Origin of the sequence: Pseudomonas sp. 1912-s (genome assembly GCF_029269205.1) — a bacterium.
In the GTDB taxonomy this organism is placed as follows: Bacteria; Pseudomonadota; Gammaproteobacteria; order Pseudomonadales; family Pseudomonadaceae; genus Aquipseudomonas.
In genome coordinates this window covers 148,437-164,385 of the sequence record NZ_JARIXR010000010.1, presented here as the reverse complement: position 1 = coordinate 164,385, position 15,949 = coordinate 148,437, and the positions used below count along the sequence as shown (strand labels likewise).

Annotated in this window: 16 protein-coding genes; 10 read left to right on the top strand and 6 right to left on the bottom strand. The window is 61.9% G+C overall.

Annotated elements, in window-relative coordinates:
* The first annotated feature begins 51 nt into the window (after window positions 1-51).
* The 5 genes from P3C29_RS15445 (at window position 52) to P3C29_RS15425 (ending at window position 4,455) form a co-directional block, all read left to right on the top strand.
* The gene (locus tag P3C29_RS15445) at window positions 52-429 is read left to right on the top strand and encodes a hypothetical protein (RefSeq protein ID WP_010169054.1); all 378 of its coding nucleotides are present in this window, start codon (window positions 52-54) and stop codon (window positions 427-429) included.
* Complete coding sequence (locus tag P3C29_RS15440; protein ID WP_275964863.1) at window positions 426-1,883, top strand: ATPase domain-containing protein; 1,458 nt, start codon at window positions 426-428, stop codon at window positions 1,881-1,883. Before P3C29_RS15445 ends, P3C29_RS15440 begins: the two co-directional genes overlap by 4 nt.
* Window positions 1,884-1,892: 9 nt before the next feature.
* Window positions 1,893-2,912, top strand: a complete 1,020-nt coding sequence (locus tag P3C29_RS15435) for a HAMP domain-containing sensor histidine kinase (RefSeq protein ID WP_275964862.1) — start codon at window positions 1,893-1,895, stop codon at window positions 2,910-2,912.
* A 135-nt stretch (window positions 2,913-3,047) separates the two neighbouring features.
* Window positions 3,048-3,968, top strand: coding sequence for an alpha/beta fold hydrolase (locus P3C29_RS15430; RefSeq protein WP_201125920.1), 921 nt, complete (start codon window positions 3,048-3,050; stop codon window positions 3,966-3,968).
* Window positions 3,969-4,041: 73 nt separating this feature from the next.
* Window positions 4,042-4,455, top strand: a complete 414-nt coding sequence (locus P3C29_RS15425; protein WP_010169047.1) for a hypothetical protein — start codon at window positions 4,042-4,044, stop codon at window positions 4,453-4,455.
* Between the two features lie 50 nt (window positions 4,456-4,505).
* Here the strand turns inward: P3C29_RS15425 and gabP are convergent, their stop codons facing one another.
* Window positions 4,506-5,897, bottom strand: coding sequence for a GABA permease (gabP, locus tag P3C29_RS15420; protein WP_169386599.1), 1,392 nt, complete (start codon window positions 5,895-5,897; stop codon window positions 4,506-4,508).
* A 554-nt stretch (window positions 5,898-6,451) separates the two neighbouring features.
* Between gabP and P3C29_RS15415 the strand changes: the two genes are divergently transcribed.
* The 5 genes from P3C29_RS15415 to P3C29_RS15395 all read left to right on the top strand — a co-directional run bounded on the left by P3C29_RS15415 (window position 6,452) and on the right by P3C29_RS15395 (window position 10,680).
* Window positions 6,452-7,225 (top strand): ABC transporter ATP-binding protein, encoded by a 774-nt coding sequence (locus P3C29_RS15415; RefSeq protein ID WP_169386600.1) that lies wholly within the window; start codon window positions 6,452-6,454, stop codon window positions 7,223-7,225.
* A gap of 13 nt (window positions 7,226-7,238) precedes the next feature.
* Entirely contained in the window at window positions 7,239-7,988 is a 750-nt protein-coding gene (locus P3C29_RS15410) for an ABC transporter substrate-binding protein (protein ID WP_010169040.1), read from the top strand.
* A 73-nt stretch (window positions 7,989-8,061) separates the two neighbouring features.
* Window positions 8,062-8,757, top strand: coding sequence for an ABC transporter permease (locus P3C29_RS15405; RefSeq protein ID WP_010169038.1), 696 nt, complete (start codon window positions 8,062-8,064; stop codon window positions 8,755-8,757).
* A 38-nt stretch (window positions 8,758-8,795) separates the two neighbouring features.
* Entirely contained in the window at window positions 8,796-9,485 is a 690-nt protein-coding gene (locus P3C29_RS15400; RefSeq protein WP_029615812.1) for an ABC transporter permease, read from the top strand.
* Window positions 9,466-10,680 (top strand): methyltransferase, encoded by a 1,215-nt coding sequence (locus P3C29_RS15395; RefSeq protein ID WP_275964861.1) that lies wholly within the window; start codon window positions 9,466-9,468, stop codon window positions 10,678-10,680. The genes P3C29_RS15400 and P3C29_RS15395 overlap by 20 nt, the downstream gene beginning before the upstream one ends.
* Before the next feature lie 242 nt (window positions 10,681-10,922).
* Here P3C29_RS15395 and bcsQ read toward each other — a convergent pair whose 3' ends face one another.
* From bcsQ to P3C29_RS15370, 5 genes are all read right to left on the bottom strand, one after another.
* Window positions 10,923-11,864, bottom strand: a complete 942-nt coding sequence (bcsQ, locus tag P3C29_RS15390) for a cellulose biosynthesis protein BcsQ (protein ID WP_201125918.1) — start codon at window positions 11,862-11,864, stop codon at window positions 10,923-10,925.
* A gap of 172 nt (window positions 11,865-12,036) precedes the next feature.
* Window positions 12,037-13,164, bottom strand: coding sequence for a cell division protein FtsQ (locus P3C29_RS15385; protein ID WP_275964860.1), 1,128 nt, complete (start codon window positions 13,162-13,164; stop codon window positions 12,037-12,039).
* A 12-nt stretch (window positions 13,165-13,176) separates the two neighbouring features.
* Entirely contained in the window at window positions 13,177-14,592 is a 1,416-nt protein-coding gene (locus P3C29_RS15380; RefSeq protein ID WP_275964859.1) for an MBOAT family O-acyltransferase, read from the bottom strand.
* 17 nt (window positions 14,593-14,609) lie between these two features.
* Window positions 14,610-15,275, bottom strand: coding sequence for an alginate O-acetyltransferase AlgF (locus P3C29_RS15375; RefSeq protein ID WP_275964858.1), 666 nt, complete (start codon window positions 15,273-15,275; stop codon window positions 14,610-14,612).
* Window positions 15,275-15,946 carry an SGNH/GDSL hydrolase family protein gene (locus tag P3C29_RS15370; protein ID WP_010169025.1) on the bottom strand — a complete coding sequence of 224 codons (672 nt, stop codon included), beginning with the start codon at window positions 15,944-15,946 and terminating at the stop codon, window positions 15,275-15,277. The genes P3C29_RS15375 and P3C29_RS15370 overlap by 1 nt, the downstream gene beginning before the upstream one ends.
* Window positions 15,947-15,949: the final 3 nt, after the last annotated feature.

Here is a 15,949-nt window from a genome sequence, read left to right as displayed (position 1 = left end):
CCCCCGGTAAGCGAAGAGAGTAGCCAGATAGTCGCCTCTCTGGCGCAGCGGATGGACGGTAACCCCGGCCCGTCACGGGCAGCTGATGCAATTATTGCCACCCTGCAGGACATCGACAGCGCCCTCACCCCGATTATCGGCCAGCACGGCGTTGCCGCCCTGTACCGGCGCAGCCTGCTGTTGTGCGCCGCCAGCCATCCGCGTCTGGCCGGCAGCTTTGACAACCTGCCCGCCCGCGACATGACGGCCCTCAAAACCCTACTGCTTGAGCAAAGCGAAGCCGACAGCCTGTTTTTCGGCGAAACGCTGCTCAAGACACTTTATGAGTTGCTGACCACACTGATCGGGCCCTCGCTCACCGCACGCTTGCTGCGCGCCGTGTGGGAAAACTCTTTGAGCGGCAACCCTGCGCAGGATACTTCGCCATGAGCACCAAAGTGACAATCAACCGCCTGGCCACCGGCGTGCCAGGACTGGACGAAGTGCTTGGCGGAGGTTTGCCGGAGTTTTCGTTCAACCTGATCGCCGGCCCTCCGGGTTGCGGCAAGACCACCCTGGCCCATCAGATGATGTTCGCCCTGGCCACGCCTGAACGCCCGGCGCTGTTTTTCACCGTGCTGGGCGAGCCTCCGCTGAAGATGCTGCGCTACCAGCAGCAGTTCGATTTTTTCGACAGCGAGGCCATCAACCATTCGATTCGCTATATCAACCTGGCCGACGACACCTTGGCCGGCGACCTTGACGAAGTGCTGCGGCGCATCGTCGTCGCCGTCGAAACCCATGCCCCCGCGCTGGTGTTTGTCGACTCGTTCCGCTCGGTGGTGCTGGCCAGCCAGACCCAGGACAACCCCAACAACAACCTGCCGCAGTTCGTCCAGCAACTGGGCATGTTGATGACCACCTGGCAGGCCACGACCTTCCTGATTGGCGAGTACTTCACCGAAACCGACACCAACCCGATTTTCACCGTGGCCGACGGCCTGATCTGGCTGCGCCAGAGCGTGCAGCGCAATTCCATGGTACGCAAAATGGAAATCATGAAGATGCGCGGCCAGCCGACCTTGCCGGGGCTGCACACCTTCCGCATTGCGACATCGGGCATCAAGGTTTTCCCGCCGGCTGCCGCCAATATTCCCGCACCACTGACGCCAGGCTCACAACGTTTGAAAATGGGCGTTCCGCGCCTGGATGAAATGCTCGGCGGTGGCCTGCCCCGGGGTTACTCGTTGCTGGTGGCCGGCCCTTCCGGTTCAGGTAAAAGCATCCTCGCGTCATCGTTCCTGGCCGAAGGTGCTCGCAACGGCGAAACCGGCGTGATCGCGGCGTTTGAACAGCGCCCTAACCACCTGCAGAACGCGGTGCTCGCACAACTGATTGAACGCGGCCAGGTGGGCCTGGTGGACAGCCGTGCGCCCGACCTGTCCATCGATGAAGTGGTGCATTTGCTGCTCAACGAAATCACACGCCTGAAGGCCACCCGCGTGGTCATCGATTCGTTGTCGGGCTTCGAGCTGGCCCTGGCGCCGACCTTTCGCGATGATTTCCGTGAATCACTGTCGCGCATGGTCACCGCCCTGACCGGCGCCGGCGTCAGCGTGCTGATGACCTCCGAGCTGGAAGACCGCTACACCGACCTGCGCTTCAGCCCCTACGGCACCGCGTTCCTCACCGACGCGATCATCGTGCAGCGCTACATCGAAGTGCAAAGCCGCCTGTTGCGCATCATGGCCGTGGTCAAGGTACGCGCCAGCGCGCATTCCGATGAACTGCGCCAGTACCACATCGATGACGACGGCCTGCAAATCGGCGAACGCCTGCCCGACCAGGAAGGGCTGCTCGGCGGCCGCCCTACCCGACAGCACCCCGGTGTTGTCAATGTGTGAGCCACTCCCATGAGCAAGGCCGATGACAAGAACAAGGACGCCGTGGCCAGTGCCGCGCGCGAACTGTTCCTGCTCGGCCAGAAAACCGTCGAGGCCCGCGCCGTGCTCGCGGCCCTGCAACAAGAGCTGACCGACGCGAAAAACCGCTTGGGCGACACCCAGCAGATCGAGCATCTGGTGGAGGCCAATCAACAACTGGTGCTCGCCATTCTGCTCGCCCAATCCGATGCCGCCCCGCCCCGGCAGAGCGAGCAACAGCAGTTGTCCCAGGAAATGCGCGAGGCCAACGCCCAACTGGTGATTGCCGCCCTCAGCGCCCAGGAGCTGCAAGCCGCCGCCGAGCGCGCGCTGATTCAACAAAAGAACATCCTGGCGCTCGTGGCCCACGAACTGCGCAACCCGCTGACGCCCATCAGCATGATCGCCGGCCGCCTCGCCCGCGTCCCCAGCGCCGAACTGCCGCGCATGCAATCGCTGATCGAAGGCCAGGTGCAGCACATGTCGCGCCTGGTGGAAGACCTGCTGGACGTGTCCCGCGCCAGCACCGGCAAACTGCGGCTGGACTGCGAGGTGCTGGACATCGTGCCGATCATTGAGCGGGCCATCGAAGTCTGCACACCGTCGATGATCACCCAGAAGCTGCACTTCACGTCCCAAGTGCCGCAAGAACCATTAATGGTCAACGGCGACGCGATTCGCCTCACGCAAATCCTCGGCAACATCCTGGGCAACGCCATCAAATACACGCCCGCCGGCGGCATTGTGCGACTCTCGGTGACACTGGAACGCAAAGTGCTGCTACTGAGCGTGATCGACACCGGCATCGGCATCTCGGCCCAGGCGTTGCCGTTTATCTTTGATCCGTTTGTCCAGGACGTGCATGCCGTCGGCTTCAACGGCGCCGGCCTGGGCATCGGCCTGACGGTGGTGCGCGAGCTGGTGGAAGCCCATGGTGGCACGGTGATCGCCATCAGCGACGGTGACGGGCTGGGCAGTGAGTTTGTGGTGACCCTGCCGTTGGTGCGGTAGGCCGGCAAACGCCAAAACCCCGGAGGAGAAATCCCTGGGGTTTTTTATTACGCGAAATTTGATAGCTTCGACGTCTTATAAAACTGCGCACGGGCCTTTGATGCCCCATCGAAAGCGCAAGCACCGAGCCCGCTCATGAACCTGCCAACCCGACCACCCGCCGAAGCATTCCGCGAGCCCGCCGCCGACGGTTACCCCATTGGCGGTTTTACCTGGCGCCACATCAGGACTGACATCGAACGCCCCGTGGTGATCATCAACGCCGCGACCTCGGTGCGCTGCCGGCATTACTCGCGTTTTGCCGACTACCTGTTTGCCAATGGCTTCGACGTCATCACCTACGACTACCGTGGCATCGGCGAGTCCCGCAGTGGCCCGCTGAAGGGGTTCAAGGCCTCGTGGTCGGATTGGGGCGTGCTGGATTTCGAAGCGATGCTGCAGCGGGCTCAGCGGGAGTTTCCGGGGCAGCCGATTGATGTGGTCGGGCACAGTTTCGGTGGCTGCGCGGCGGGACTCGGAGCGTCCGGGGCGGCGATTCGGCGACTGGTCACCGTGGGCGCACAGTTTGCCTACTGGCGCGACTATGAGGCGAGCACGCGTTGGCGGATGTTTGCCAAATGGCACGTGGTGATGCCGTTGGTGACCGCTGTGTTTGGCTACTTTCCGGGCAAGCGTATGGGCTGGCTGGAGGATACCCCGACGGGCGTGGTGCGCGACTGGAGTACGCCGACGCCGGGTTATGAAAAACGACCGAGCGGCAGGGCCTTGGGTGAGTTGCCGTTTTCCCGGGTGAAGGCACAGGTATTGGCGATCAGCATTACTGATGATCCGTTTGGCACGGTGGCGGCGATCGAGCGCCTTTTGGGTTATTTCGAAAGCAGCGAACGCACGCATCTGCGAATCGCCCCTGAAGATATCGGCGAAAAGGAGGTCGGACACTTCGCGTTCTTTCGCAGCCAGTATCAGGATCGGTTGTGGCCGATTGCGTTGGCGTGGTTGCAGCGAGGGGAGTTGGACCAAGCCGCTCCGGGACACCAAGTGACGGGTCGCACTTAGAAACCCTTGGGATTTCCCCCGACCTGCGCTTCAATACGCCATCCCCAGATCCTGACACCAAGGACGTGAGCCCATGGCCTCGCCGAACAAGCAGCAAAAACGCGCCCACCGGGCAAAAGCCAAGGCCAAGCAGAACCGCACTCAACGCGCCGTCGCCACCAAGCCGGACGCCTTTGCCGGCGATGACAGCCGCATTGACCTTGAGTCAGTGGATTTGACCGAGCTGTTCCTGGAGATGCGCACTGCGGGCGAAACCAGCCAACAGGCGCTGTGTGCGGTGTTCCTCGCGCACCCGCTGCTGGCGGTCGTGCTGGAGCAGGAAGGCGAAGAGGAAGCGACTGACTTTATCCTTGCGGCGCTGATCGAGTATCGCCAGTGGGCCACGGATACCGAGGATGAAGCAGCGGCCCTGGCGTGGATTGAATCGCCAGAGTTCCAGGCTGATTACGTCGCAGCGTCACAGGCGCTGGTCAGCTCAGAGAGCTGATCAAAAAAATGGGAGCCCGAAGGCTCCCATTTTTTTTGCCGCGCGCTACATCAATTCAGCACCGCAGCCCCTACCTTCAGGCTCTTGCGCCGACGCGACACAATCAGCCCCGCCGCAATCACCAGCAAGCTCAGGATTCCGGTGGCGATGATCTCCACCTGGTGCGCTTCCTGGAACAGCATGATGGTCAGCACGCCGACGATGAACACAATCACCGCGTACGTCAGGCCCGGGAACAGCCACATCTTGAAGGCAATCTTCTCGCCCGCTTCCGTGCGCTTCTGGCGCATGCGCAGTTGCGACACGGCGATCACCAGGTACACCAGCAACGCGATGGCGCCGGAGCTGGCCAGCAGGAATTCAAACACCGCCGCCGGGGCCACGTAGTTGGCGAATACCGCCAGGAACGCCGCGCCGGTAGACAGCAACACCGCCCAGTAAGGCGTGCCGCTCTTGTTGGTGATCTTGGACACCGCTGGCGCATCGCCGCGACGGCCCAGGGAGAACATCATGCGCGAAGCGGTGTACAGCGCCGAGTTCAGGCAACTGGTCACCGCCACCAACACCACCAGGTCAACGATCAGCTTGGCATTCGGGATGCCCATGCGCTCCAGCACGGTCTGGTAGGAACCGACCGCCGCCAGTGCAGGATCATTCCACGGCACCAGGGCCACCACGATGAAGATCGATACCAGGTAGAACAAGCCGATCCGCCAGATCACCGAGTTGGTGGCCTTGGAAATTTGCTGCCCAGGGTTCTTCGATTCAGCGGCCGCGATCGTCACGATCTCGGTGCCCATGAACGAGAACATGGTGGTCAGGATTGCCGCCAACACCGCGCCCATACCGTTGGGCAGGAAGCCCTGGGTGTCGAACAGGTGCGACACGCCGCTGACCTGGCTGCCCGGCAGGAAGCCAAAAATCGCCAGGATGCCGAGGATCACAAACCCGATGATCGCCACCACCTTGATCAGCGCAAACCAGAACTCGAACTCGCCGTAGTTCTTCACGCTGAACAGGTTGGTCGCCGTCAGCAGCAAAGTGATGATCAGGGTGAAGGCCCAGATCGCCACGTTGGGGAACCAGGCGTGAAGGATGGTCGCGGCGGCGTTGGCCTCCAGCGGGATCACCAACACCCAGAACCACCAGTACAACCAGCCGATGGTGAAACCGGCCCAGTGCCCGATCGCACGGTCGGCATAAGTAGAGAACGAACCCGTGTCCGGAGACGCTACGGCCATTTCGGCCAGCATGCGCATCACCAACACCACCAGGGTACCGGCGGCGGCGTACGCCAGCAGTACGGCAGGCCCTGCCGCCGCAATCGCGTGGCCGGAGCCGACAAACAACCCGGCACCAATAACGCCGGCAATCGACAGCATGGTGACGTGACGCGGTTTGAGCCCCTGTTCGAGGTCATTGGAGCTTTGCGTACTACTCATTGACACACCTTTGCGAGGAATTGCGAATACGGTCCACCCGGTCTGGCGTCTCTCTCGTGAAAAGAAACCAACGGGGCGTTCTTTATTTTTTACGCAAGATTTGCGCCAAAATGTTACAGAGCCGTGATTGACGCGGGCTGTAGGGAAACTCAATGGCTCTCGTAAGTCACTGACACTAATGGCATTCCGCTATAGCGTTACTGTGCGACCCACTTGAAAGACGAACGCGCGCACCAAAAACACACACAAATTGTGCGTGACGCCCTATTAAAGGGCTGATATGGACCGTTCACCCGTTTAACCCTTCCAACACCCGGCCAAAGCTGGCACCATCGCGCCCTTTTTTACGCAAAACCTGCAGGAATCCTGGTTCAAACGGCTGTTCGGTTGTTGATGGCGCGACACACTGCTGTGCCGATGCGACACCCTGCCGCACACCGTCTGTTTACCGTCCGCAGGGCTGTTGGCTGTCATCCAAACGCTATGCTAGCTTGGCGCCTCGCCAGGAAGGCGGCCCAACAGCAGGAGCGCAATGAACACAATGAGGACCCCACATGGCTGAGGCCACGCCCGCGCTTGAAATCCGCAACTTGCATAAACGCTATGGTGAGCTGGAGGTGCTTAAAGGCATCTCGCTGACCGCCCGCGACGGCGATGTGATCTCGATCCTGGGTTCCTCCGGTTCCGGCAAGTCCACGTTCCTGCGCTGCATCAACCTGCTGGAAAACCCGCACCAGGGGCAAATCCTGGTGGCCGGTGAAGAGCTCAAGCTCAAGGCCGCGAAAAACGGTGAACTGGTGGCCGCCGACGGCAAACAGATCAACCGCCTGCGCAGCGAGATCGGTTTTGTGTTTCAAAACTTTAACCTGTGGCCGCACATGAGCATCCTCGACAACATCATCGAGGCTCCGCGCCGGGTGCTGGGCCAAAGCAAAGCCGAGGCCATTGAAGTCGCCGAAGCCTTGCTGGCCAAGGTCGGCATCAGTGACAAGCGCCACGCCTACCCCGCCCAATTGTCCGGCGGCCAGCAGCAACGCGCGGCCATCGCCCGCACCCTCGCCATGCAGCCCAAGGTCATCCTGTTCGACGAGCCGACATCGGCCCTTGACCCGGAAATGGTTCAGGAAGTACTTAATGTGATCCGCGCACTGGCCGAAGAAGGCCGCACCATGCTGCTGGTCACCCATGAAATGGGCTTCGCCCGTCAGGTGTCCAGTGAAGTGGTTTTCCTGCACCAGGGCCTGGTCGAAGAGCAAGGATCGCCACAGCAGGTATTTGAAAACCCGCTTTCGGCGCGCTGCAAACAATTCATGTCCAGCAACCGCTAACGGAGCAACATGCATGCAGAACTATAAAAAATTCCTCCTGGCTGCCGCCGTTTCGATGGCATTCAGCGCCTCGGCGATGGCCGAGACCTTGACCATGGGGATCGAAGCGGCCTACCCGCCCTTCAACAATAAAGACGCCAGCGGCAACGTAGTGGGCTTTGACAAAGACATCGGCGACGCCCTGTGCGCCAAGATGAAAGTCGAGTGCAAGGTGTACGTCTCCGATTGGGACGGCATCATTCCGGCCCTGAACGCCAAGAAGTTCGACTTCCTGGTCTCCTCGCTGTCCATCACCGATGAACGCAAGCAGGCCGTCGACTTCACCGACCCGTACTATTCCAACAAGCTGCAGTTCATCGCGCCGAAAGCCACCAAGGACTTCAAGACCGACGCCGGTTACCTGAAGGGCAAGATCATCGGCGCACAACGCGCGACGCTGGCCGGTACCTACCTGGAAGACAAGCTGCCGGACACCACCGCCAAGCTCTATGACACCCAGGAAAACGCCTACCTCGACCTGACCTCCGGCCGACTGGACGGGATGCTGGCCGACAAGTACGTGCAGTACGAGTGGCTGAAAAGCAAAGACGGTTCCGCCTACGAATTCAAAGGCGACCCGGTGGTTGAGAGCGACAAGATCGGTATCGCCGTGCGTAAAGGCGATGCACTGCGCGAGCGCTTGAACACCGCACTGGCCGAAATCAAGGCCGACGGCACCTACAAGAAGATCAACGACAAGTACTTCCCTTTCAGCATCGAGTGATCCTGAATGGCCTGCCCGGCGCGCTCGCTTGAGTGCGCCGGTCCTGAGCTTTGCCTTGCGAAACGACTAAACCATGAATTTCGACCTCTACGGATTCGGCCCGGCGCTCGCCGCTGGCGCGCTGATGACCGTCAAGCTGGCGCTCACGGCCCTGTGCCTTGGGCTGGTGCTCGGCCTGGCCGGTGCCTTGGCCAAGACTTCCCCGTACAAGCCCCTGCAATGGCTTGGCGGCGCCTACTCCACCCTGGTTCGCGGCATCCCCGAACTGCTGTGGGTACTGCTGATTTACTTCGGCACGGTCAACCTGATGCGTTCCCTCGGGGAATTCTTCGGCAACCCCGACCTGTCCCTCAGCGCCTTCGCCGCCGGGGTTATCGCCCTGGGCCTGTGCTTTGGCGCCTACGCCACGGAAGTCTTCCGCGGCGCGATCCTGGCAATCCCCAAGGGCCACCGTGAAGCCGGTGTCGCACTGGGCTTGTCGAAGTTCCGGATCTTCACCCGGTTGATCATGCCGCAGATGTGGCGCATCGCCCTGCCGGGCCTGGGCAACCTGTTCATGATTCTGATGAAGGACACCGCGCTGGTCTCGGTGATCGGCCTGGAAGAAATCATGCGCCACGCGCAAATCGGCGTGACCGTCACCAAGCAACCCTTCACCTTCTTTATGGTCGCGGCCTTCATGTACCTGGGCCTCACCGTCCTGGCGATGACCGGCATGCACTTCCTGGAAAAACGTGCCGCGCGCGGCTTTGCGAGGAGCACGCAATGAGTGGCGACTACAGCTGGCTGGCGCATTTCGACCTCGGCCTGAACTGGGCCGTGATCATCAAGTGGCTGCCAAGACTGGCCCAGGGCGCGACCCTGACCCTGGAGCTGGTGGCCATCGCGGTGATCGCCGGCCTGCTGCTGGCAATCCCGCTGGGCATCGCACGTTCTTCGCGCCTGTGGTACGTGCGCACCCTGCCCTATTGCTACATTTTCTTCTTCCGGGGCACGCCACTGCTGGTGCAGTTGTTCCTGGTGTATTACGGCCTGGCGCAGTTCGACGCCGTGCGTGAAAGCGCCATGTGGCCCTACCTGCGGGACCCGTTCTGGTGCGCTACCGCCACCATGACCCTGCACACCGCCGCCTACATCGCCGAGATTTTGCGTGGCGCGATCCAGGCCATCCCGCCGGGCGAAATCGAAGCGGCGCGGGCGCTGGGCATGTCCAAACCCAAGGCGCTGTTCTACATCATCCTGCCGCGTGCCGCGCGCATCGGCCTGCCGGCCTACAGCAACGAAGTGATCCTGATGCTCAAGGCCAGCGCCCTGGCCAGCACCGTGACGTTGCTGGAACTGACCGGCATGGCCCGCACGATCATTGCCCGCACTTACCTGCCGGTGGAGATCTTCTTCGCCGCGGGCTTGTTCTACCTGCTGATGTCCTACGTGCTGGTGCGCTTCTTCAAGCTGCTGGAACGCTGGTTGCGGGTCGATGCCTGCCAGGGCCGCTGACGCCTCGTTGACGGGTGAGCAATTGCTCACCCGCTTCCAGGCGCTGGACGCGTTTCTCACCGAGCATCAAGGGCTGTGGCGACCACGGCCCTTTACCCATCTGCAATTGCCGTGGGAAACCCGGCACCCCGAGCTGGCCCACTGGCTGCGACAGCGCTCGCTGGCAGACGCGGAAAGCAGCCATAACCAACCTCACACCCTGCCGGCACCCGCGCCCTTTCCCGAGCTGGCCATGCAGTCGCTGAATCTCAGTGCTGTGGATAACTTACCGTCCAGTGCGCTACCAACCGCCCGTCACCGCCTGAATGTTGATGTGCCCGGCCGCAAATGGCAGCAGATCGAAGCCTTCGGCGCGGCCCTGCAATTTTCCAGGACACCCCGACACTGGCTCGACTGGTGCGCCGGCAAGGGCCACCTCGGCCGCCGCCTGCTGCAACCCGGGCAGCAACTGACGTGTCTGGAATACGACCCGGCCCTGATTGCCTCCGGGCAGTCGCTCAGCGAACACCATCAATTACCCGTCACCCATCGCCTGCAGGACGTGATGGCCGACGTACAGATCAGCCCCGAGCAAACCCCCGTCGCCCTGCATGCCTGCGGCGACCTGCATGTGCGTCTGCTCCAGCTGGCCAGCGCCGCCGGCTGCCGGCAACTGGCCGTGACACCGTGCTGCTATAACCGCATCCGCGCCGAGTATTACCTGCCACTGTCGATGACCGCCCAGGCTTCATCACTGCGTTTATCGGTGGAAGACCTCGGCCTGCCGCTGAGCGAAACCGTTACCGCTGGGGCGCGAGTGCGCCAGCAGCGCGACACGTCGATGGCCAGGCGCCTGGGCTTTGATGGGCTGCAACGGCAATTGCGCGGCAGTGACGAGTACCTGCCCACGCCATCGCTGCCCGCGAGTTGGCTGGCCAAGCCCTTCGCCGACTACTGCCGCGAACTGGCGGCGCTCAAGGGGTTATCCACCGGTGAACAGGATTGGCTGGCGCTGGAGGCCCAAGGCTGGCGGCGCCTGGCCGAGGTGAGAAACCTGGAATTGCTGCGTGGCCTGTTTCGGCGCCCGCTGGAAATGTGGCTGGTGCTGGATCGCGCGCTGTATCTCACGGAAAACGGCTACACGGTGCACGTCGGCAGCTTCTGCGAAACACCGCTGACCCCGCGCAACCTGATGCTGCTGGCCGAGCGCAATTAAGGGGCATTTTGTCGCAGCGTGCCCTGTGGATAACTCTGTTGATGGAATTCTTGCGGAGGCCGTAGCAGCAAGCTTTACAGGGCAAAATGCTGACTGGTCATTTTTTGTTCATAAAATAAAACGCACGCAAAACAGGCAGTTGCAGCCTGATGAGAACCGCTCCGCAAAATTGCGGTTTCATGACATGTCGAACCAACCGATTGTGCATAAGCATCTGGCGTTAGCGGCATAACCCGGACTTTTCAGCGGGCAATCAACAGGCGGCAAAGCTCGTTGATATCGTCACAGGCCATGCTCGTCGCTTCGTTATCCAGCGGGTCGCTGCCAAAAGCCAGGGCCTCGCTGATCGCCGGGTCCCGGTGCACCACCTCCAGCAGGTTGTCACCCAGGCGCTTCCTGAACACCTCGACCATGTCCAGGCTGAAGCCGGAAGTCTCGTCGAGCTGGTTGATCACGAAGTGGCAACGTAGCGCCGGCTGGCGATCAAGGTGCGGCACCAGCAACTGCTCCATCTGCTCCAGGGTGCCCAGGGAGGCGGCATCCGCCTGGGCGATGACCAGCACCACATCGGCCACGTTCAGCGCCTGGTGCAGGTAGACGTTATTGCCCGCCGGCGTGTCGATGATCACCGTGTCCTGCTCACTCAAATCCAGGGCCGACAGGTGCTGCGCCAGCCAATCCGGTTCCTGTTTCAGCCAGCGCTGGAGGTCTTCCTGCTGGCGGATATCGGTTTCACCAAAGGTGATCACCTGGCAACCGGCGAAGCCTGAATGAAGGATGTGGCTCCAGCGCTCGTTCTGCAGGCTGGTGCGCCCGATGCCGGGCAAGGCGTGGCTCAAGCCAAAGTGGTGATAGAGGGCATTTTGCGGGTCCAGGTCCAGCGCCACCACCGGCCGGCCCGCGCGCTGCAAACCGCTGCTCAGCGCCGTGGCCAGAGTGCTGCGTCCGACCCCGCCATTGACGGACACCAGCGCCACCACGTTCGCACGGATGGTCGCGGCATCGCGTGGCTGCTCGTTGGCACAAGGGGAATGTCGGGAAAACGACGCCCCGCTGCCCATGTTGAGGCTGGCGCTGTCATCGACGGGGATGTCTTCGAAGAATTGCAGCATCGAATCCATTCCCTGGACATCACTGGCAGTTGTCTTATCAAACAACTCAAAAAGATCATCGGTTCGGCTCATCGCCAACACTCCTCACGACGCATCGTAAAGACGTGAAAGGTCAGCTGTACTGATGCTTACCGCAGGTCTTTTTGTGGGCGCCTTTGTGTACGCATTCTGTGACAAAGGATCGAGAGTGTCATTATTTTGGTGTTTCTGAAGAAATCTTTAAGACGAGCGGTAAATGGTCAATTTACTGACTAATCTTTATCGGATCGTAAGGCGTCTGCAAATCACGCTCGGGGATCTCCCAGATCAGCAGCTTGGGCGGCGTCTGCTTGAACGCCGGGCTGTCGAAATAAGCCTTGGCGGCGCCAGAGAATTCGCCACCGTCCTTGCTGAAATTACCCACCGGTGCATTCAAGGCTTTTTGCAGGAAACCCACGAAGTTTGAATTGCGCGAGAACGAGGTGCCGATCAGCGCCACGTTCGGCAGCCCGGCGTCGCCGAACAAATCGTCAGGGTTGCTGGACGCCGCGGGCCCCTTCTCATGGGCCGTACTGGCCGCAACCTGCTCGCCCACTGGCTGCAACTTCGGCGGCAACCAGTCGAGACCGGCCAGCCGTACCAGGTCACCCGGACGCGGTGCGAGCGGCGCCTGGGTGATGTCGAAGGCTTGCTCCGGCGTGGCCTGGATACCGCGCTGCTGGATGCGCTGAGCCACGGCACGGGCACCGGCGTTCGAGCCGATTTCACTCCAGTGGGTGTCGGTGCGCAGGAACGCATCCGGGCCCAGCGGTTTCAGGGTGTCGGTCAGGTCCAGTGCTTCAACGCCCGCCGCTTGCAACAGCGTGGTCCATTGCTGGACCCGACCCTCCAGCACGACCGGGCGATACACGCCGCAGCGTTGTGCGGCTGCGATGCGGGTTTTGTCCGGCACTACCACCACTTGCAGATCAATGCCGCGTTGGCCGAGCTGTTTTTTCAGGTCGATCACCGCGTCCGCCTTGGTGCGCGCATTGTCTTCAGCGTGGCGGTTGAGCTTCAGTTCATCGCTGATAAACAGCCAGCCCGGGCAACCCTGGCGGACTCGCGGCCCGGTGTCACTGAACACCAGCCAGCTGGCGCCGCGCTCCAGGTTCGCCGCCTCGATGGCCATCGGCGCCTTGGACAGTTCCTTGGCAAACCGGTGAGTCACGTCGCCATGCAACAGCATGTCGCTGTCGACCTTGGGCGGCAGGAAACTCACCGGGCCCTTGACCATCAGCCAGACGCAAGACAACAGCCCCGCCGCCAGGAAAGGCACCAGCACCCAACCCGCCAGGGGGCTGGTGCGAATGGCCAATTCACTCGGTGGGGTCGGCGCGGTAGGGGCGGGCATCGTCAGGCTTCCTTAGAACTGAAAGTACAGAAACGGTACGGCATCGCGGCTGGCAATCAGCGCGAACGACAACACAAACCCGGCCACCGGCCAGAGGGACGCGGCCACCACAAACCAGGGCTGCGTACCAAAACGCTGCTCGCAGCGGGTCTGCCAGATCGGAGCGATGATGCACACCAGACCGAGCAACGCAGCCATGCCATGGGCCGGGCGCATGGCCACGGCCAACGCATCACCCAGTGCAATGCCATGCATGCCGAATTGCCCGGCGTACATGGCCAGTGCCGAATGGAAGTCCGGTGCGCGGAACAGTGTCCACGCCAGGCACACAAACAGCAGCGTCAAGATGTGCGACAGCATCGGCGGAATGCTCGGCAGGCTCGAACGCGACCACGCCCGGTCGATGCACAACGCGATACCGTGGGCCGACCCCCACAACAGGTAGTTCCAGCTGTCACCGCCGTGCCACAACCCGGCAATCGCCATGGTCAGGAACAGGTTGCGATAGGTGCGCCACACGCCGTCGCGATTACCGCCGAGGGCGATGTACAGGTAGTCCCGCAGCCAGCTGGACAACGACAAATGCCAACGCCGCCAGAAGTCCTGGATGCTGCTGGCCAGGTACGGCCGGTTGAAGTTTTCCGGGAAGTGAAAGCCCAGCATCAAGCCCAGGCCGATGGCCATGGCGCTGTAGCCGGCGAAGTCGAAAAACAGTTGCAGCGAGTACGCCAGGCAGCCGATCCAGGCATCCACCAGGCTCGGGTTTTCCAGGTGGAAGGCAATGTCCACCAGCGGCGACAAGGTGTCGGCCACCAGCACTTTCATGCCCATGCCGATCATGAAGCGCCGGGCGCCGAGGCTGAAATTCGGCCAGTTGAAATAGCGCTGGTTCAGCTCGCGCCGCACCCAGTCATAACGAATGATCGGACCGGCAATCGAGTGGCCGAACATCGAGATATAGGTGGCGTAATTGATGAAGCTGCGCTCCACCGGCACGGTATGCCGATGCACGTCCACCAGGTAAGAGATCGCCTGCAACACGATAAACGACAACCCCGCCGGCAACGCCACGCGCTGCCACTCCAGCGGCATGGCGCCGTACCAGGTGATCACCTCACTCACGGTGCCCGCGACGATGTTGGCGTACTTGTACCAACACAGCACGGCGGTGTTGAACACGATCAACGCGATCAACAACCGCACCCGGCCTTTGCCGTCTTCACGGGAACGGTCCACCAGCAAGCCGCCGACCCACGCCACCACGGTCAACACCATGTGCAGGAACAGGAACAGCGGGCTCAGCCAGCCGTAGAACAGCCAGCTGCCGATCAACAGGATGACGTTGCGCCAGCCCGGACGGGCCAGCGCATAAATCAACAGGAAGGCCGGCAGGAACAGCGTGAGGAATTCCAGTGAGGCAAAGACCATGGTGGTGTCGGGCCCGATCAGTTAGCGAGCGTGTCGGAGGTAAACAGCAACCTCGAACCGGCAGCCGATGGCAGGGCCAGCACGCTGTAGCGCTCGCCGGCCTTGAGGGTGAAGGTCAGCGGTTGGCCGACCGGTGCATTGGCGCACTTGAGCTGCACCGACAGTTCCACCGGGTTGATCATGCGGCGCGAAATCGAACCTTCGGCGACCTTCTTGAACAGCTCGGCTTTTTGCGCCACGGCTTCCAGGCTTGCGTCAGCGCAGGCAGCGTCGGCGTTGATAAAGGCCAGCGAGGCCTTCAAGGCGTTGAAGTCGTCCGGTTGTTCGTGGATCACCAACTGGCGCGTGCCGCCCTTGGCATCCGGTACGGCGACCACGGTGGCGAATTCGCCCGGTGCGACGGTCACGGCCAGCTCGGAATCCTTGCCGCCCTGGCTCAACACACCCTTGATCGGGGTCTTGCCGCCCGACACCGGCAGGTAGTCGGAAACGAGTTTGTCGTCGCCCAATACCAGGCTCGCCTTGGAACCCTGGGGCAGCAATTTCAGCTCGCCGTCGGTGCCGTTGGCCAGGCGCAGGAATGCCGAATCCTTCTCCGGGCCGGTGGGGTACAGCGGGATATCGGCGCTGTAGGCGCTGACGCTGGCGAGCAAGGTCACCAGGCCCAGGGTGGTCCGTTTCATTATTGCGCTCCCTTGGTCACAGCGGCCGGTGGCAACTTCGCCAGGGACTCGCCGATCGCCTTGGCCCACTTCTGGTAGCCGTCGATGGTGAAGTGCTGGCCGTCGGTGGTGATCCACTGGCCCGGCTTGGAGAAGGTCAGCGAGTCGACGTAGGTGCACGGCGCCACGTTGGTGGCGAGGAACTGCGACATCACCTTGGTGCGCGCGTCATCCTTCTTGTACTGCGAACCGACCTTGCCCCACGCCGGCCCGACCCACACGCACTTGGTGCCGGTTTCGGTGATGGCTTTGGTCAGGGAGGTCACGCTTTTCCAGGCCCAGACTTTCGGGAACTGCGGCTCCGGGTACGAGGCCATGGTGTCGGCGATGATGATCACCACCAGGTCCGGCTTGTCCTTGGCGATCAGGTCTTTGATCGGCGTGGTGCTCATGCCGTTCTTGCCGAAAATCTCGGCCTTGCCGCCGGGCAGTCGCTCGGCGCCGCACTCGACTTTCTTCGGCACGATCCAGTCGGCCGCGCCGGCGCCGCATGCGCCGATGGAGTGAACCTTGGCGCCCTGGGCGGTCAGGTTGTCCTGCAGCGGGTTGAGCAGCGAATCAGGAAAGCTCATGTGACTTTCGCCCAATACCAGCAGGGTCAGGCCGGCAATAGCAGAAGCGGAAACAGGCATGGA

Coding starts and splice junctions, on each gene's coding strand:
- P3C29_RS15445 (WP_010169054.1), top strand. CDS start 52: ATGGACGGTAACCCCGGCCCGTCACGGGCAGCTGATGCAATTATTGCC.
- P3C29_RS15440 (WP_275964863.1), top strand. CDS start 426: ATGAGCACCAAAGTGACAATCAACCGCCTGGCCACCGGCGTGCCAGGA.
- P3C29_RS15435 (WP_275964862.1), top strand. CDS start 1,893: ATGAGCAAGGCCGATGACAAGAACAAGGACGCCGTGGCCAGTGCCGCG.
- P3C29_RS15430 (WP_201125920.1), top strand. CDS start 3,048: ATGAACCTGCCAACCCGACCACCCGCCGAAGCATTCCGCGAGCCCGCC.
- P3C29_RS15425 (WP_010169047.1), top strand. CDS start 4,042: ATGGCCTCGCCGAACAAGCAGCAAAAACGCGCCCACCGGGCAAAAGCC.
- gabP (WP_169386599.1), bottom strand. CDS start 5,897: ATGAGTAGTACGCAAAGCTCCAATGACCTCGAACAGGGGCTCAAACCG.
- P3C29_RS15415 (WP_169386600.1), top strand. CDS start 6,452: ATGGCTGAGGCCACGCCCGCGCTTGAAATCCGCAACTTGCATAAACGC.
- P3C29_RS15410 (WP_010169040.1), top strand. CDS start 7,239: ATGCAGAACTATAAAAAATTCCTCCTGGCTGCCGCCGTTTCGATGGCA.
- P3C29_RS15405 (WP_010169038.1), top strand. CDS start 8,062: ATGAATTTCGACCTCTACGGATTCGGCCCGGCGCTCGCCGCTGGCGCG.
- P3C29_RS15395 (WP_275964861.1), top strand. CDS start 9,466: ATGCCTGCCAGGGCCGCTGACGCCTCGTTGACGGGTGAGCAATTGCTC.
- bcsQ (WP_201125918.1), bottom strand. CDS start 11,864: ATGAGCCGAACCGATGATCTTTTTGAGTTGTTTGATAAGACAACTGCC.
- P3C29_RS15385 (WP_275964860.1), bottom strand. CDS start 13,164: ATGCCCGCCCCTACCGCGCCGACCCCACCGAGTGAATTGGCCATTCGC.
- P3C29_RS15380 (WP_275964859.1), bottom strand. CDS start 14,592: ATGGTCTTTGCCTCACTGGAATTCCTCACGCTGTTCCTGCCGGCCTTC.
- P3C29_RS15375 (WP_275964858.1), bottom strand. CDS start 15,275: ATGAAACGGACCACCCTGGGCCTGGTGACCTTGCTCGCCAGCGTCAGC.
- P3C29_RS15370 (WP_010169025.1), bottom strand. CDS start 15,946: ATGCCTGTTTCCGCTTCTGCTATTGCCGGCCTGACCCTGCTGGTATTG.